Genomic DNA, 16,871 nt, shown 5'->3' on the forward strand with positions numbered 1-16,871 from the left:
TTCAGTTATTTGTCACGAAATATTTTGATAGCAAATTAATAAGAAATAGACCGATAAATCACATCTATCATTAGAATAAAATACTTGTTTAAATAATATATAACACAGCATAATTTAACAACCCAGTTACATCACACTATAAAATATCCATTCAGTGTTGTATTTCTTAATAAATAACAAGAAAGACACGGTTAATCACATCATGAGTAACTGAATCAAAGACAATCAAACTTATTTTCCTCTTTATAGGAACCAATAATAAAAAAATTTGTCTTACAAAAACTACTGCTTTTTTCTTGAAGAATATTCTTCGTAACCTACTTCGTTCATTGAGGTAGGTTTTTCTTTATCTATCATCTATTTTCCATTCTTTTAATCACCGCTATTCCTATTCACATCACGACTTATCTTATTAGTAAACAAATACCAAAAGATATAAATAGAAACCTATTATTACAAATGGAAATACCCGTAAATGATATTTTTTATTTACAAAAAACCATTCATTTTTTAGTTTTAAATCATACTTATAAATATACTTTTAAATAACATGCTTATTTAAATGCCGTTATTTTTAGTTCTATTAATTAGCCTTAAAATCAATTATAGATATATTTTAAACATTAAAAAATATCTATAATTGATTTGTAATACATAATACAAATACTATTTTTATTACATTTACTTACACTGAAAAATTAAATAAAAACATTTAAAATCAAAGGTTTAATTTAATTACTTTTTATTCGCTACTTAGCTTGCTAATATTATTATTATCATTAAAATCCCCTCACAGAATAATCATGTAATATTTATTTTCAAATTAATATTATGCCAAACTATTTATATGACCATCCAGCATATAAGTATTATTAGAGAGAAACTTCATGTTTGACAGAGCAAAACAAATTCTTATTGCTGGATTTTGTATTAATTTATGTATTGGTATCTTATTTACTTGGAGTGTATTTAAAAAAGCACTTGTTATTAATCTAGGTTGGACAAATTCTGAAGCTTCACTTCCATATACTGTTGCTATAATTACATTTTCTATAACTCTTCTTTTAGCTGGTATTCTGCAAGACAAATTTGGACCTAAACTAGTATTAATTACAGGTACTATTTTCGCAGGTTTAGGCCTTATCGCATCAGGTTATGTAACAAATTCCACACAACTGATCTTTACTTTTGGCATTTTAGCGGGTGGCGGTATTGGGTTTAGTTATGCTTGTTTAAGTCCAGCAGCAATGAAATGGTTTCATCCGTCAAAACGTGGCTTAGTCAATGGTTTAATCACTGCGGGATTTGGCTTAGCGGGCGTTTATCTAGCACCACTGATCACATCATTAATTGCGAGCTATGGTATTAATTATAGCTTTAATATTCTAGGCGTTGCCTTATTGTGTATTGCAACACCACTTGCATTTACGATCACTAATCCATCTGAAAACTATGTACCTGTTTCTTCAGCATCAGCAGTAAAGAAAACAGAAAAAGAAGTAATTATTCCACAAACAGAAATGTGTTGGACATCAATGCTTAAAACATCACAGTTCTATAATCTTTGGATTATGTACCTATGTGCGTCATCAACAGGTTTGATGATCATCGGTAACATTACGTCAATCGCAGCAATACAAGCAGATATGACAGACGCCGCACATCTTGTTGTTATCCTAGCGTTGTTTAACACATCTGGCCGTGTTTTAGCGGGTATGCTTTGCGATAAAATTGGTGGCTTAAAAACATTATCATTATCATTTGTGCTATCGATTACCAATATGCTGTTGTTCCCTCATTACAGTACTCATATTAGTCTAATTATTGGTATGGCGATTGCGGGGCTATGCTATGGTACATTACCTGCGGTATTCCCATCACTCACTGCTGGTTTCTACGGTCTCAAAAACTATGGTACAAACTATGGCGTGGTTTACACCGCGTGGGGCGTTAGTGGTTTTATTGGTCCTGTCATTGCAGCAAGTGCTGTTGACACTACAGGTAATTACCAATTAGCTTATTTCTACTCAACGATTATTATGGCTATCGCGTTTGTGTTCTCTCTTTTCACGAAAAACCCAAAGAAGCAATCACAAACGGAACCAAATGTAATGCAAACTCGCACAAAAAAAGCAACAGCATAATGTAATGATCTTAAAACATTCAACACAAAAAATAAAAATGAATTAAATCATAATGTTACAAATATACTCATTTTAAAGTAAAAAAAAACAATTATTTTAGGAACCTTTACAAATATTGTAAGTCTTATATATGTATTCAATTTGATAAATGGTTATTTTGCACTGCAATAATGCCTTTTATGAAATGTTTAATTTACTACTGCTTTAAATCCTAATTGTATTTTTTGGATAATCTCCATCCCGCTGATATTTGTCAGCGGGATTTTTTTTATCTACAATCATGGCATCTGCTCTATCAGACATCGATGTAAGAGAAGTAAACAGCAACCTTCAATAAAATAATTACATCTTTTTTATATTAAATTGAACTCTTTCATTAACGTGCAGTCTGATTATATAAGAATTGGAATTATAGATGCTTATTTTGTTTTTCAGGCCGTCAAACACAACATCTGTAATTCAAATTGCTACTACTGCTTTAAATCCTAATTGTATTTTTTTTTGGATAATCTCCATCCCGCTGATATTTGTCAGCGGGATTTTTTTATCTACAATCATGACATCTGCGCTATCAAACGTCGATGTAAGAGAAGTAAACAGCAGCTTTCAATAAAATAATGACATCTTTTTTATATTAAATTGAACTCTTTCATTAACGGGCAGTCTGATTATATAAGAATTGGAATTATAGATGCTTATTTTGTTTTTCAGGCCGTCAAACACAATATCTGTAATTCAAATTGCTACTACTGCTTTAAATCCTAATTGTATTTTTTGTTTACGCTGAAATATTTATTTCAGCGTTTTTTTTTGCTTTTTTTAGCGAATCTGCGGCGTGCCTTACAGCAAATCATCATGCTGTAACACAATACCTAAATGTCTAATTGTCTGATTTGAATTGATTTCCTTACCATTAATACCATTATCATCATTACCAAACTCAGGAAGTGGCAACTGTAACTTAATAGCCATCGCTGTATAATATTGCTCGCGAGTAGGATGGGTACTTGCCGCTAAATGCATGATAGGCATTGAAGGATGCTGCGTAATAATGGCAGTAATCACACCAATACAATCATCAAGATGTACTAGATTTACAGGCTGTTTAGCTGCACTCAACTGTTGACGACCAGATAAAAACGTCACCGGATGCCGTTGTGGTCCAATTAATCCAGATAAACGTAACACCGTCAGTTGTTGTTGCCATTGCTGACGTAACTGCTGTTCTAATGCGTAATGTAATTGCCCAGAAGCCGAACTAGGATTAACCGGGGTTGTTTCTAGTACCTCCCCTTGCAATGGGTCATATACAGAAGTAGTACTAATAAAAATAATCCGCTGACACCCTGCTTTCTTTGCTGCGGTTGCTAATGACATTACCTTTTCAATATGATCCTGTGGATCAAGATTTTTTCGTCCCGGTGGAATCGCAATTATCAGTACATCCGTTGTTAAAAATTGGACTATTGCAGGATCAATATCCCCAATCAGAGGCAGAGTTAATAAACAGCTATTAATACCTTGTTGTTGTAATACATTTGCCCCCTCAATGGTTGTTTTAGAACCCCATACTTCAATCGCTTGGCTTTTTAATGATAATGCTAACGGTAATCCGAGCCATCCACAGCCACAAATACTAACTTTCATTGATATTCCTTTTTATTTATATCTACATTTAATCAAACTTGTCATTTAATTACTTTAATTAAAAACCTACACAATAGAATCATGCTTATTTATTTCATTGCTTAAAATAACGCTTTATTTATAAAACAAATACTTATAACTGGTAAAATAAAACAACAAAAAATAACATTATTTGTTTTATAAATTTCAATTCTGAAAATAAAAAGTCGATCGCGATCAAAATCTAATAAAAACGCCCTGAAAAACACGGTTAATAGCTAGAACATGTTAATAGTTAAGTAGTATAGTTTCATTATATGGGCAACTTGATGACAAGAATGCTACAAATGAAATTCAATAACGAAGTGCATAAATAACTATGAATACCATAGAAAAAATACAAAATAACTTAGAACACTTCAGCAAATCTGAACGTAAAGTAGCGGAAGTTATTATAGCCTCGCCACAAACAGCGATTCACTCAAGCATTGCAACATTAGCTAAAATGGCCGATGTGAGTGAACCGACTGTTAACCGTTTTTGTCGTCGACTTGATACCAAAGGCTTTCCTGATTTTAAATTACATTTAGCCCAAAGTTTGGCAAATGGTACCCCTTATGTAAATCGTAATGTCGAAGAAAATGATGGTCCTGATGCCTACACCGCAAAAATATTTGAATCGACCATGGCTTGCTTAGATGTTGCTAAAAATAGCATCGACCCTATGCAAATTAATCGTGCTGTTGATTTACTCACCCAAGCAAAAAAAATATCCTTTTTTGGTCTAGGTGCATCCGCTTCAGTCGCGCATGATGCTCAAAATAAGTTCTTTCGATTTAATATCCCGATTGTGTGTTTTGATGACATTATTATGCAACGCATGAGTGTAATTAATTGCAGTGATGGTGATGTTGTAGTGGTTATTTCACACACTGGGCGTACTAAAAGTCTGGTTGAAATCGCACAAATGGCACGTGAAAATGGCGCGACAGTCATTGGTATTACCGCAAAGCATTCACCATTAGAACGTGAATGTTCATTGTCGATTTGCCTTGATATTCCTGAAGATACCGATATTTATATGCCAATGGCAAGTCGCGTTGTACAAATGACAGTGATTGATGTTCTCGCAACAGGCTTTACACTACGTCGCGGATCCAGTTTTCGTGATAATCTAAAACGAGTCAAAGACTCACTCAAAGACTCCCGTTTTTCTAAAGAATATCATTTGCTGTAATAACTAACATTAAGTGAGGCTTCGGCTTCGCTATCAAGATTATTGCACACTCATAGTTACCCACCTTATATGATAATAACTACCATACTTTTATCTTAAATTACTAAACCGTATTCATATATACCGCCTTGTTTATTCAATATAAAGCCATTTATATACTGCGAACATATTGGATAAATTAAGTCCGTTTATTTACATGGAGTTTATAATGTCAGAACAACTAAGACGTACTAAAATTGTTACCACCCTTGGACCTGCAACTGATCGCGATAATAACCTAGAAAAAATCATTGCTGCGGGTGCTGATGTGGTTCGAATGAACTTTTCCCATGGCAGCCCAGAAGATCATATCCTTCGCACCCAACAAGTACGCGAAATAGCAGCTCGTTTAGGTAAACATGTCGCGATTTTAGGTGATCTTCAAGGCCCTAAAATTCGTGTATCAACCTTTAAAGAAGGTAAAATTCAGCTCAATATTGGTGATACCTTTACGCTTGATAGTGACTTACCCAAAGGTGAAGGTCACCAAGATGCTGTTGGTCTTGACTATAAAGAACTGCCAAATGATGTTATTAAAGGCGATGTGTTGTTACTTGATGATGGTCGAGTTCAACTGCAAGTTACTGAAGTAACGGGTAATAAAGTACATACTATCGTTACCGTTGCTGGCCCTTTATCTAATAACAAGGGCATAAATAAAAAAGGCGGTGGCTTATCTGCAGCAGCATTAACAGCAAAAGATAAAGCAGACATTATTACAGCCGCAGCCATGAAGGTTGATTACCTCGCAGTTTCTTTTCCTCGCAATGGTGCAGATATGCATTACGCCCGTCAATTAGCAACAGAGGCGGGATTAACAGCAAAATTAGTCGCCAAAGTAGAGCGAGCAGAAACGGTTGCAACCACTGAAGCGATGGATGACATTATTCTAGCATCTGATGTAGTGATGGTTGCCCGAGGTGATTTAGGGGTTGAGATTGGCGATCCTGAGCTTGTTGGCGTACAAAAAAAGCTGATCCGTCGTGCTCGTAGCTTAGACCGTACCGTTATCACTGCAACTCAAATGATGGAATCAATGATCACTAGCCCAATGCCAACGCGAGCTGAGGTGATGGACGTTGCTAATGCAGTATTAGACGGTACTGATGCGGTAATGTTATCGGCAGAAACCGCCGCAGGTGATTTCCCTGTTGAAACCGTGACAATAATGGCGAGTGTTTGTCTTGGCGCGGAAAAAGAACCGAGTATTAATATTTCCAATCACCGTTTAGATCGTGAATTCTCAAATCCTGAAGAAACTATTGCAATGGCAACCATGTATGCCGCTAATCATATGGTGGGCATTAAAGCAATTGTCGTGATGACAGAATCCGGCCGTACACCCCGCTTAATGTCTCGTATTTCATCAGGATTGCCTATTTTTGCGTTATCAAGAAATAAAACGACATTGAACCAAGCTTCATTATATCGCGGCGTTACTCCCGTCTTTTTTGATCGTGATAGTGACGCAGGTTTAGAAGCGGCAAAACATGCTCTGAATGTGCTAAAAGAAGCAGGATATGTACAAGCTGGCGATTTAACCATTATTACCCAAGGTGATAAAATGGATACGGTAGGATCAACCAATAATATGCGTATTTTAACGGTTGATTAATTCTTAACTGCGCCGTTATACACGTATCATTAATAGCAATGAAAACAATGAATAACAAAGGCTGAGATCGTATTCTCAGCCTTTTTCGGTTTTAAACCAGACTCAGTTTATCGGCAGTGACCAATTAGGATTCACTAACGATGTTAAAATATGATCTTGCCATTGACCATTGATCAATAAATAATCTTTTGCTAACCCTTCTTGCTCAAAACCAACCGCCGTTAATACACCGCCACTTTTATTATTATGTGGCATATACGCGGCCATAACGCGGTGAAAATGTTTATCGATAAAGATCCACTCACATACCGCCGTTAGCGCACGACGCATCACCGCTTTGCCCTGATGCTCTTGATCTAATGAATAACCGACATGGCAGGCGTAAAAGGGTGACTTCACTAAATTACTAAAATTAATCACGCCAATAATAGCGTTCGTTTCACGATGCTCGATAACAAAATAAAAAGCCATCTCATGACGATGTAGGGTCGCGATTTGTTCTAAACGTTGTTGCCAACCCGCAAGGCTAAAAAAAGCCTCATGCCGTAATGGCTCCCAAGGCGCAAGAAAATGACGGTTACGTTGATAGTATGCTGAAATTTGTTCCGCATCTCGCGCTTCAATCAAGCGAATTTTTATATCATCAAGTATAATAGTTGATGAGCGATGTATAATTGAATGAAACAAGTACGACCTCGATATGACAGTGTTAATTGATATAACGCACATTTTATGAGTTTACATGATATTGAATACAAGCCACATTCAATATTCGATATATTAGCATAGCGTTGTCTGTTACTCTTCGGCAGTCAATGTTATTAATTATTACGCCTTTAGTGAGTGATTGATGTATTACGATTGTATTGAAACAGAACTGGGAAATATTATGTTGCTGGCCGATCATCAAGGTCTTCGACAACTATCAATTATGAGTCCCAGCTATAGCCCTAATGAAATATGGCAGCATAACCCCGAGTTTATGGCTCCCTTCATTAGACAACTCAAAGAATACCTCATCGGCTCCCGAAAAAAATTCACTTTTCCTCTCGCTCCTCAAGGCACCCTATTTCAACAGCAAATATGGCATGCCATTGCTGATGTTCCTTATGGCGAAACAGTTACCTACGAACAAATAGCCGCAAATATTGGCAATACCAAAGCAACCCAAGCAATAGGTATAGCTAAAAATGTTAACCCTATTCCCATTGTGATCCCTTGCCACCGAGTATTAAATAGCCATAATTCATTATGCGGCTATCGTTATGGTGAAGAAATCGTTGCACTATTATTAGCCTTAGAAGCTGGTGATACTATCTTGTTGGAAGAGCATCAAAACGACGAATACTAATTCCATAGCTTTATTGTTTGTTATAAAAAATAAAGAGATAGCAATAATGGCTATCTCTTTTATTTTAAGCTTAAGGATCAGTTACGTTTGCTAAGCCCATATTCACGAAGCTTATTCGCTACAGCAGTATGAGAAACCCCAAGTCGTTTCGCGAGTTTACGGGTTGATGGATAGCTCTGATATAAATTAGATAAAATGCCTGATTCATAACGTTTCATTATTTCATCTAACGAACCGGTTAATATTTCTTCACTAAGAACAGTCGTCGATTCATTTTCGGGTAATTGCACATAAGCAGACGTCATTTCAGCCCCTTCTACCTGTGTCATTGCACGAAATAAAACATTACGTAATTGACGAATATTTCCAGGCCAAGCATATTGCTTAAGGGCAAGCGCTAATTCTTCAGATAATATAGGTTTAGGTTGGTATAGCTCTTGAGAAAATTGTGTTAAGAATAATTCAGCTAACGGTACAATATCGGCGGCACGCTCTCGCAATGGTGGTACCACTAAAGCCAGCACATTAAGGCGATAGTAAAGATCCTCACGAAACGCGCCATCAGCAACCAAATCAAGTAATCTCTTTTGAGTAGAACAAATTACCCGGACCGATACTTTTATTTCCGCTTCTTCACCTACACGACGGAAAGTACCATCTTGTAAAAAGCGTAATAATTTAATCTGTAAGTGCTTTGACATCTCACCAATTTCATACAAAAAAACAGTACCACCAGCCGCTTGTTCAAAAATACCCTTTTTAGCCGGTTCGCTGACACTTCCAATGCAACCAAACAACTCTGTTTCTGCCGCATTATCCGGCATAGATATACAATTAACCACTAAAAATGGCTTATCACGATGCACTGAGCGTTGATGACAAGCTCGGGCTAACATCTCTTTACCCGTCCCCGTTTCGCCTTGAATAAGCAACGGTGCATCAAGCAATGCGAGCTTTTTTGCTTGGCCAAGTAAGTGCTTAAACCGCGATGAATGACCAATAAAATGCTCAAAACCACTGTCACCATGAATACTACGCATAACCATCGGCATTTTAGCTTCAGAAAGTGATTTCAATAAAATTAAAGCACTAACAAGTACAGGCTCAGGTGCATCATCACTGACAAATACTGGCATAATATCCATTTGATAATCTAGCCCCGAAATCACTACAATCTCACTGTGTTTTTTCGCCTGATCTTTATCTAACCAGCGAGAAAAATTGAACCCAAGTAAAGAATGAATATTTTCATTGAATAAGTCGTCACTTCGATGACCCATTAATTGTTCAGCAGCTTGATTTGCAAAATCCACTTTACCATTTAAATTAATGGTAAAAAATGGATCAGGTAACGTCTGTAATAAAGCAGATAACTCGGTATGTTCGCGTTCACTAGGCATAAATTGAATTTTACGGACATCAGTAACGCCATCTAACTGCCGAATCTGTGACATTAATTGACTAAATTGCTCAAACTCAACTTCTGGACAATTTAAATAAATAATACCAATACGATCAATTTCAATCCCACGAAGATCAATATCTTGACTCGTTAAAATATCCAATAATTCACGAGTCATACCTACTCTATCTTCGCAAAACACCTGTAATCTCATTGTTTACACCTTATTGTTATTTATCTTTTGTGTATAATTAATTACAGTTATCCATTTAGGACAATCTTGAACAATACCAATATTAATCATAGTGTTAAGATTTACCCCTGAGAGACTTAATCCACACAATTAAAAGTATCCATAAGTGAATACTGTCAACTATTCCTGACAGTTGTGTCAGTGTGCGACTAACCCATTAATGAGTCAAGCCACGAGATCGCATATACATAGATTAAATATAAAAAGAAATATTATCGACAATAAAAAAGAGAACCGAAGTTCTCTTTTTTATTGTGTATTAATTCAATCGTTAGCGCTTATCTTGCTTACCTAATTGACTTAATAGGTCGCGACGAATTTCACTCAATTTAGGCTGTTCACCCTCCATCCATGGTAATGGACGCATAAGGTTAATCGCTTTAAGTCCTAATCGACCTGTTAATAAACCGACCCCAACACCTTGGGCTACTCGGGTTGACATTCTTCCAGCAAGATCCATCGACAGCATATCCATCCCTAAATCGGCAATCACTTCAGATGCACCAGCAAATGCCATATTCGCGAGCACTAGTTTGACTAATTTAATCCGTGACCAATAACTAAGTTCAATACCATACACTGCTGAAATTTGTTCAATTAAACGAAAATTACGCCAAGCAACTAACAACATATCAGCCACCGCTAACGGACTCAGCGCCACCATTAATGCCGCTTCACTAGAATATTTTGCCACTAACTGTCGGGCTAATTTATCTTGTTGACTCACCACCATTTGATCATAAAGCGCCAACACTTCTCGATCATTATGGGTTGCAGCTAATGCATGGAGCCAACGATCATAACCATGATTATCGGTTGGAATTTGGCTTAATTTAGCTAATTTAACGCAAAAAGCTTTACCAGCCCCAATACCATCAGCCACTAATAATAGCTGCGCTTGCTCACGTTCAGTTTGACGTTGTTTTAAACGGCGTAAATTAATAAACTCACGTCCTAACGCACCAATACCCGCCACAGCAATACCTGCAACAATGGCACTCCACCCTAACGATAGCCAATTACTGGTTTGATAAGCTGTTGTGACATGATCCACGGTTTGCCAGCCAACCATAGCAGCACCAGCAACCAATAACCCTTTGAACCAACGATAACGACGTTTAGGCTTAGCGGCTAAAATTTGTTCTAGCGTTTGTTCGCTCTCAACTTCAGTACTCTCAACTGTATCAGGCAAAAATTCGCTTTGTTGTTCAAAGTTCATTTTTATCGTTAAATCCGGTTGTTGATCATTTAACGGCGGTTGAACCTCATCAAACACTATTTTTGCTTTTAATGGCTCTGTCATTGCAATTTATCTCCCAAAAGATATTCCAGTGCTTTATCCATTCGAATATGCGGTAACGGTTCATCTATTTGTTGTGGTAAAGGGCGTAAATTAATGAAATCGAATCCATTTTTATCCCAAAAATCTTGATTGGGTAATCGTCGCGGCACATCACCAGGAAAGAAAGTTTGTGCATTACCAGAAATATCCGTACCACGTAATGCGGGTACTTGTTTACCTTGGTAATTCACAAAACCAGGCTTACTCGCTTGAATCGATGCCAAGCTAACACAATCCATGCTAATACCTTCAAACGAGGCAGTTTGCCATGCTTCATTAACCAATTGCTGTAATAAGCCAACTAAGTTTGGGTGTTGCTCTGGGGTGATATGATCCGCTTTTGTCGCGGCAAACAACACTTTATCAATCCGTGGTGAAAATAACCGTCGTAACATTGAACTACGACCATATTTAAAGCTTTGCATCAATTGATCTAATGCTTGGCGCATATCATTAAACGACTCATGACCTGCATTTAATGGTTGTAAGCAATCAACCAGCACAATTTGTCGATCAAACTTAGAGAAATGATCACGATAAAAAGCTTTCACGACATGTTGCTGATAATACTTATAACGTTTTTTTAGCATCCCAAAGTTACTATCATCAGTGGCTGTTGCTAGTTGTTGCTCAGTATATTTATTGGTCCAGACCATCGGGAAAAACTGTAATACGGGCGCGCCCGCTAATTCCCCAGGTAATACAAACCGCCCCGGCTGAACCCAATGTAAACCACCTTCGGCCTTACATTGATGTAAATAATCCGTAAACGAAGCAGAAATCGTTTCAATCAAGGCTTCATCAGCAGGAGCAAAAGGATCAAACAGCTCCCCCATTGATAACCATGATTGTGCTAATGCTAACCGCTGACCTTTTAATGCTTGTGCTTGTTGCTTCGACCAATTCATGAAATCAAGATCAAGTAAGGGTAAATCTAATAACCACTCACCAGGGTAATCAATAATATCGAGATATAACGTCGCCGTATCTTGAAATAATTTCAAGGCCCCTTTTTGCGGTTTAAAGCGCAATGCTAATCGCGTTTGACTAACATCACAGGTTGGCTGAGGCCATGATGGTGGAGCCGATAATAACGCATTCATACCATCATCATAGCCAAATTTAGGGACATGCATATCCAGCTGAGGTACTCTTTTTGAACCTAATAAATAGCCTTCTCTTACCGCTGAAAACATCGGTAATCGAGGATTAATACTGGCGTGTAATAACTGGTTAATCAGTGAGGTAATAAAGGCCGTTTTTCCTGCGCGAGATAAACCGGTTACCGCAAGACGCACATGGCGATCAAGGCTGCGGTTAACCCATTTATTCACTTCATTGCTAATTCGATTCATCACGGTTCCCTATTCATCGATATGGTTTTATAACCAACCACAAAAAAGCAGGCCTGATATCATCAGTACCTGCTTCATCTTGATAGTATTTATCAACTTAATCTACGAAATAATATCAAGCACTTTAGATTTCTACGCTAAAGTTTATTAAATTCACGATCAACTTTAAAGGCAGAAGATGTTACATAAGCTTCCATTTTTTGAATTTTAGCTTCACTACGCCCAAGTTCAGTTTCAACATTATGTAAAATTTGTTGCGCTGATTGCCCTGTTTGCCATGGTTTTTGCTTGACGTTATGTTCGGTATATTGATGCTGTTGTTCTTTCCGTTGCGGTGGCATTTTGTCTAAAATTAACCACGCTGCGATATAAGCCACAGTTGCAAAAAAACCAACACCTAATAAAAAAGCCGTAACAGCCAAGATACGCATCAACCAAATTTCAACACCGAAATATTCAGCTAAACCTGCACAAACACCGCCTAATTTACCATTTTTAGGATCACGGAATAATGTTTTACGCACTATTTCTGCCTCCATTGTGGTACATCAGCATCTAGAATTCGCTCAAGCGTAACAATTCGCTCTTGCATCACCTCTGCGCGTGCCACTAAGGTTTCTAACTTTTGATGATCCTCACCAGATAATCCCTCACCTGATTTATGCTTACTGCGGTAATGAAGAATCAACCACAATGGCGCCACAATAATCATAAACACCACTAACGGAATACTAATAAAACCCATCGACATTTGTTGTTCTCCTTTCACGCAAAGGTAATAGCATTATTATTGTTTTTCTATTATTGAAAAGGCAATACCTTACAATTACTGTTGTTTATTATTCATGCTTGCTTTTAGACTCTCAAGCTCTTTTTCAATATCGTCTTGTGCTTGAAGATCTGCAAATTCTGACTCTAAGCTTTTTCCACGACCAAAACTATAGCTATCCGCTTCTGCTTCCATTTCATCAATACGACGCTCGTATTGTTCAAACTTCGACATTGCTTCATCAACTTTACTGGTATCAAGTTGACGACGTACATCTCGGCGCGTGTCGGCAGCTTTATGACGCGTCACTAACGCTTGCTGACGAGCACGAGTTTCTAATAATTTACGCTCAAGTTCAGCCACTTCTAACGATAATTTCTCAATCGTTTCATCAACTAACTTATATTCTTCATTTAATGTTAACGCAACATCAACTAACTTTTGTTTTTCAATTAATGCGGCACGAGCAAGATCTTCACGGCCTTTTTGAATCGCTAAACTGGCTTTTTGTTGCCAATCTGTTGATTGTGTTTCAATTGCTGTAATACGGCGACGCAGCTCTTTTTTATCTGCTAATGCACGCGCTGATGAAGTACGCACTTCAACCAATGTATCTTCCATTTCTTGAATGATAAGACGAATTAATTTTTGTGGATCTTCAGCCTTATCTAATAATGAATTAACATTAGCATTTACAATATCAGCAAAACGAGAAAAAATACCCATAATAAAACTCCTTGGTCAACCGTCTTAAATTACGCTTAATAAACGGTTTATATCATCAGACTCACGTTATATTGTCATGTGAGGTGCAATTCTTCTATATACATATCAACTTGCGTGCCAACTTTTAAGTGACTGTTTTACAGTAATTAAATAAATATCACCGTATATTAACCAACAATGATATAGTGAATATAACCAACTTTTAGTGAGATTGACCAATGAGAAAGACCGAAAATTTAATCGGTGAATCAGACGTTTTTTTAGCCGTACTTGATCACGCATCACGGTTAGCAACACTTAATCGTCCCGTGCTTATTTTAGGGGAACGCGGTACAGGTAAAGAACTAATTGCACAACGTATTCACTATCTATCAACCCGATGGGATCAACCTCTTGTTAGCTTAAATTGCGCAGCATTAAGTGAAGGCGTTATTGATTCTGAACTGTTTGGCCATGAAGCTGGCGCATTTACAGGCGCAAAAGGTCGACATCAGGGGCGATTTGAGCGTGCTGAAAATGGCACACTTTTTTTAGATGAACTTGCAACGGCACCGATGGGCGTTCAAGAAAAACTCTTACGTGTGATTGAATACGGTGAATATGAACGTGTTGGTGGCAATAAAAGCTGCCAAGCCAATGTTCGACTCATCTGTGCCACCAATCAAAACTTACCACAGCTTGCCATAGACGGAAAATTTAGAGCCGATTTATTAGATAGATTAGCGTTTGAAGTGATCCATTTACCACCACTTAGAGCACGGGCTGATGATATTTTACCATTAGCCGAACATTATGCGATTCGAATGTGTCGTGAAATGAACTTTAGTTATTTTGCCGGTTTTAGTTATCACGCCCAGCAACAATTATTAAACTACACATGGCCGGGTAATATTCGTGAATTAAAAAATGTTGTTGAACGCTCGATATTTCGTCATGCGATAGAAAATGAAGCTATAGATACCATTATTATTGACCCCTTCACGACGCCGTGGGAGCAACTTGACATAGCAACTACTCAACCATCTCTGTCCCAACCCCAGACAATTGTACAATTACAAAAACAAGATACGGCGACATTGACATTCCCTATAGATTTACGCCAACAACTGCAACAACAAGAAATTATATGGATTAAACAATCTTTAACATTCGCTAAATTTAATCAAACAAAAGCAGCCGAATTATTAAACCTTAGTTACCATCAACTAAGGGGATTAATTCGCAAATATGACATCAATGTTAATGGTGATTAATCAACCAAATTGAGACTACTATTCAACATAATTGACGCTTTTTCGCTAATTTAATTTAAAACAAGCAGGATAACTTGGTGAGCGAGATGGAAAATGTTAAATTTAAAAACTTAATTTCAAATAACGCCTATTAAATATGAGCGCTTACTATCGTCTTTTTATTGCTAGTTTGGTTTTATTAACCTTTAGTGGCTGTAAACAACCAACAAAAGATTCTATTACCCTACGAAACGGGTTTGTCTATTGTGGTCAAGATACACCAACAACGCTTAATCCTCAGTTAACAGACGGTGGACTAACAGCAGAAACCCTTTCGGCACAAATTTTTGACCGTCTGCTATTACTCGATCCCATTAGCTATAAACCACTACCCGATCTCGCTAAAAGCTGGACGATCAGTGATGACGGTTTAGTGTATACATTTACTCTTCGCCAAGGCGTGAAATTTCAAACAACCACATGGTTTACGCCAACACGCACTATGAATGCTAATGATGTTGTATTCAGTTTTGAGCGCGTGATTAATCCCGACAATCCTTTTCATCATATTTCTGGAGGTCGCTATCCGTGGTTTGAAAGTCTCGGATTTGCTAATGATGTTGAGAGCATTAAAGCACTGAATCCTCATACGGTTCAATTTACATTAAGACGCCCAGATAATTCTTTCTTATCTAATTTAGCCACCAGTTATGCTGTTGTTTATTCAGCTGAATATAGTCAACAATTATTAAAGTCCGGCCAAATTGGTAAATTGGATAGCCGCCCAATAGGGACTGGTCCTTTTTATGTTGATCAATTTATCCCTAACGATCTTATTCGTTTAAAGCGCCATACAGGTTATTGGCAAGGTACTGCGCCAATGGAACAAGTGGTGTTTGATATTTCTTCTCGAGGCATGGGAAATTTAACCAAATTATTAAGCGCGGAATGTGATGTCTTAGCTTCGCCTGTTGCCAGTCAATTACCGGTGATCACAGACAATAATAATTATGAATTATTAGCACAAACTGGGATGAACGTATCATTTTTAGCATTAAATACTGATCTAAAGCCCTTAAACAACCTCAAAGTTCGAGAAGCTATCAGCTACGCCATTAACAGAAATACACTACTTAATTCAGTCTATTATGGCACGGCAACCAAAGCAAAAAGCTTATTACCACCAACATCATGGGCTTATAATAATGACAGTAAAGCCATTAATTATAATCCTAAAAAAGCGAAGGCATTGCTTAAACAAGCAGGCTATAACACTGATCAAATATTAACGATGTGGGTTCCTTTAGAATCACGACCTTATAACCCAAGCCCACAAAAAACAGCAGAACTAATTCAAGCTAATCTCAAAGCTATTGGTATCAATGTGATTATTTATCATCAAGATAATATCGGTCGCTTAGGTGTCAATAACATGAATAAGTACGATATGATGCTTGCAGGTTGGATTGCCGATAACGGTGATCCTGATAATTTTTTGCGTCCATTACTGTCTTGTAATGCGAAGCATGTGGGATTAAATGTAGCTAATTGGTGTGATATTCAGTTTGATAATTTACTTGAGTTAGCATTACGTACTAATAAAACCCAACAACGGGTTAACTACTACAAACATGCACAAGATATCCTTGATCAACAAGTGCCGATCATTCCTCTTGCTCATGGTGTGCGTTTTCAAGCGCACAATAAAACACTCGGCGGACTACAGATGAGTCCTTTTGGCTCGTATTCATTTTCCAGCGTCTATCGGACTGAGTAAAGT

At 37.3% G+C, this 16,871-nt stretch carries 14 protein-coding genes; 6 read left to right on the forward strand and 8 right to left on the reverse strand.

Going from position 1 to position 16,871, the window contains the following annotated elements:
• The first annotated feature begins 887 nt into the window (after positions 1-887).
• Positions 888-2,144, forward strand: a complete 1,257-nt coding sequence (locus tag CIK00_RS00845; RefSeq protein ID WP_101767035.1) for an L-lactate MFS transporter — start codon at positions 888-890, stop codon at positions 2,142-2,144.
• A gap of 840 nt (positions 2,145-2,984) precedes the next feature.
• On the opposite strand, the gene CIK00_RS00850 is transcribed toward CIK00_RS00845, so the two are convergent.
• Complete coding sequence (locus CIK00_RS00850; RefSeq protein ID WP_101767036.1) at positions 2,985-3,791, reverse strand: NAD-dependent epimerase/dehydratase family protein; 807 nt, start codon at positions 3,789-3,791, stop codon at positions 2,985-2,987.
• 358 nt (positions 3,792-4,149) lie between these two features.
• On the opposite strand from CIK00_RS00850, the gene CIK00_RS00855 reads away from it, so the two are divergent.
• Both CIK00_RS00855 and pyk read left to right on the forward strand, forming a co-directional pair.
• The gene (locus CIK00_RS00855; RefSeq protein WP_101767037.1) at positions 4,150-5,007 is read left to right on the forward strand and encodes a MurR/RpiR family transcriptional regulator; all 858 of its coding nucleotides are present in this window, start codon (positions 4,150-4,152) and stop codon (positions 5,005-5,007) included.
• 208 nt (positions 5,008-5,215) lie between these two features.
• The gene (pyk, locus tag CIK00_RS00860; protein ID WP_101767038.1) at positions 5,216-6,661 is read left to right on the forward strand and encodes a pyruvate kinase; all 1,446 of its coding nucleotides are present in this window, start codon (positions 5,216-5,218) and stop codon (positions 6,659-6,661) included.
• 102 nt (positions 6,662-6,763) lie between these two features.
• On the opposite strand, the gene rimJ is transcribed toward pyk, so the two are convergent.
• Entirely contained in the window at positions 6,764-7,348 is a 585-nt protein-coding gene (gene rimJ / locus CIK00_RS00865; protein WP_101767039.1) for a ribosomal protein S5-alanine N-acetyltransferase, read from the reverse strand.
• A gap of 163 nt (positions 7,349-7,511) precedes the next feature.
• Here rimJ and CIK00_RS00870 point away from each other — a divergent pair, with 163 nt between their 5' ends.
• Positions 7,512-8,012, forward strand: a complete 501-nt coding sequence (locus tag CIK00_RS00870; protein WP_101767040.1) for a methylated-DNA--[protein]-cysteine S-methyltransferase — start codon at positions 7,512-7,514, stop codon at positions 8,010-8,012.
• A 77-nt stretch (positions 8,013-8,089) separates the two neighbouring features.
• Here the strand turns inward: CIK00_RS00870 and tyrR are convergent, their stop codons facing one another.
• The 6 genes from tyrR to pspA all read right to left on the reverse strand — a co-directional run bounded on the left by tyrR (position 8,090) and on the right by pspA (position 13,859).
• The gene (tyrR, locus tag CIK00_RS00875) at positions 8,090-9,628 is read right to left on the reverse strand and encodes a transcriptional regulator TyrR (protein ID WP_101767041.1); all 1,539 of its coding nucleotides are present in this window, start codon (positions 9,626-9,628) and stop codon (positions 8,090-8,092) included.
• 310 nt (positions 9,629-9,938) lie between these two features.
• A complete protein-coding gene (locus tag CIK00_RS00880; RefSeq protein WP_101767042.1) occupies positions 9,939-10,970 on the reverse strand; it encodes a YcjF family protein in 1,032 nt (343 codons plus the stop codon).
• Positions 10,967-12,364 (reverse strand): YcjX family GTP-binding protein, encoded by a 1,398-nt coding sequence (locus CIK00_RS00885; protein WP_101767043.1) that lies wholly within the window; start codon positions 12,362-12,364, stop codon positions 10,967-10,969. Before CIK00_RS00885 ends, CIK00_RS00880 begins: the two co-directional genes overlap by 4 nt.
• Before the next feature lie 137 nt (positions 12,365-12,501).
• Positions 12,502-12,891, reverse strand: a complete 390-nt coding sequence (gene pspC / locus CIK00_RS00890) for an envelope stress response membrane protein PspC (protein ID WP_227990252.1) — start codon at positions 12,889-12,891, stop codon at positions 12,502-12,504.
• Positions 12,888-13,115, reverse strand: a complete 228-nt coding sequence (gene pspB / locus CIK00_RS00895) for an envelope stress response membrane protein PspB (protein WP_101767045.1) — start codon at positions 13,113-13,115, stop codon at positions 12,888-12,890. Before pspB ends, pspC begins: the two co-directional genes overlap by 4 nt.
• A 75-nt stretch (positions 13,116-13,190) precedes the next feature.
• Positions 13,191-13,859 (reverse strand): phage shock protein PspA, encoded by a 669-nt coding sequence (gene pspA, locus CIK00_RS00900; protein ID WP_101767046.1) that lies wholly within the window; start codon positions 13,857-13,859, stop codon positions 13,191-13,193.
• 218 nt (positions 13,860-14,077) lie between these two features.
• On the opposite strand from pspA, the gene pspF reads away from it, so the two are divergent.
• Both pspF and sapA read left to right on the forward strand, forming a co-directional pair.
• Positions 14,078-15,112: a phage shock protein operon transcriptional activator gene (gene pspF, locus CIK00_RS00905; RefSeq protein WP_101767047.1), complete on the forward strand. Its 1,035-nt coding sequence runs from the start codon at positions 14,078-14,080 to the stop codon at positions 15,110-15,112.
• A gap of 136 nt (positions 15,113-15,248) precedes the next feature.
• Entirely contained in the window at positions 15,249-16,868 is a 1,620-nt protein-coding gene (sapA, locus tag CIK00_RS00910; protein ID WP_101767048.1) for an ABC transporter substrate-binding protein SapA, read from the forward strand.
• Positions 16,869-16,871 lie beyond the last annotated feature (3 nt).

Origin of the sequence: Photobacterium carnosum (assembly GCF_002849605.1) — a bacterium.
Taxonomy (GTDB): domain Bacteria; phylum Pseudomonadota; class Gammaproteobacteria; order Enterobacterales; family Vibrionaceae; genus Photobacterium; species Photobacterium carnosum.

What these genes read in the sequence shown, in the direction of transcription:
- CIK00_RS00845 (WP_101767035.1), top strand. Translation starts at nt 888, where the DNA reads ATGTTTGACAGAGCAAAACAAATTCTTATTGCTGGATTTTGTATTAAT.
- CIK00_RS00850 (WP_101767036.1), bottom strand. Translation starts at nt 3,791, where the DNA reads ATGAAAGTTAGTATTTGTGGCTGTGGATGGCTCGGATTACCGTTAGCA.
- CIK00_RS00855 (WP_101767037.1), top strand. Translation starts at nt 4,150, where the DNA reads ATGAATACCATAGAAAAAATACAAAATAACTTAGAACACTTCAGCAAA.
- pyk (WP_101767038.1), top strand. Translation starts at nt 5,216, where the DNA reads ATGTCAGAACAACTAAGACGTACTAAAATTGTTACCACCCTTGGACCT.
- CIK00_RS00870 (WP_101767040.1), top strand. Translation starts at nt 7,512, where the DNA reads ATGTATTACGATTGTATTGAAACAGAACTGGGAAATATTATGTTGCTG.
- tyrR (WP_101767041.1), bottom strand. Translation starts at nt 9,628, where the DNA reads ATGAGATTACAGGTGTTTTGCGAAGATAGAGTAGGTATGACTCGTGAA.
- CIK00_RS00880 (WP_101767042.1), bottom strand. Translation starts at nt 10,970, where the DNA reads ATGACAGAGCCATTAAAAGCAAAAATAGTGTTTGATGAGGTTCAACCG.
- CIK00_RS00885 (WP_101767043.1), bottom strand. Translation starts at nt 12,364, where the DNA reads ATGAATCGAATTAGCAATGAAGTGAATAAATGGGTTAACCGCAGCCTT.
- pspB (WP_101767045.1), bottom strand. Translation starts at nt 13,115, where the DNA reads ATGTCGATGGGTTTTATTAGTATTCCGTTAGTGGTGTTTATGATTATT.
- pspA (WP_101767046.1), bottom strand. Translation starts at nt 13,859, where the DNA reads ATGGGTATTTTTTCTCGTTTTGCTGATATTGTAAATGCTAATGTTAAT.
- pspF (WP_101767047.1), top strand. Translation starts at nt 14,078, where the DNA reads ATGAGAAAGACCGAAAATTTAATCGGTGAATCAGACGTTTTTTTAGCC.
- sapA (WP_101767048.1), top strand. Translation starts at nt 15,249, where the DNA reads ATGAGCGCTTACTATCGTCTTTTTATTGCTAGTTTGGTTTTATTAACC.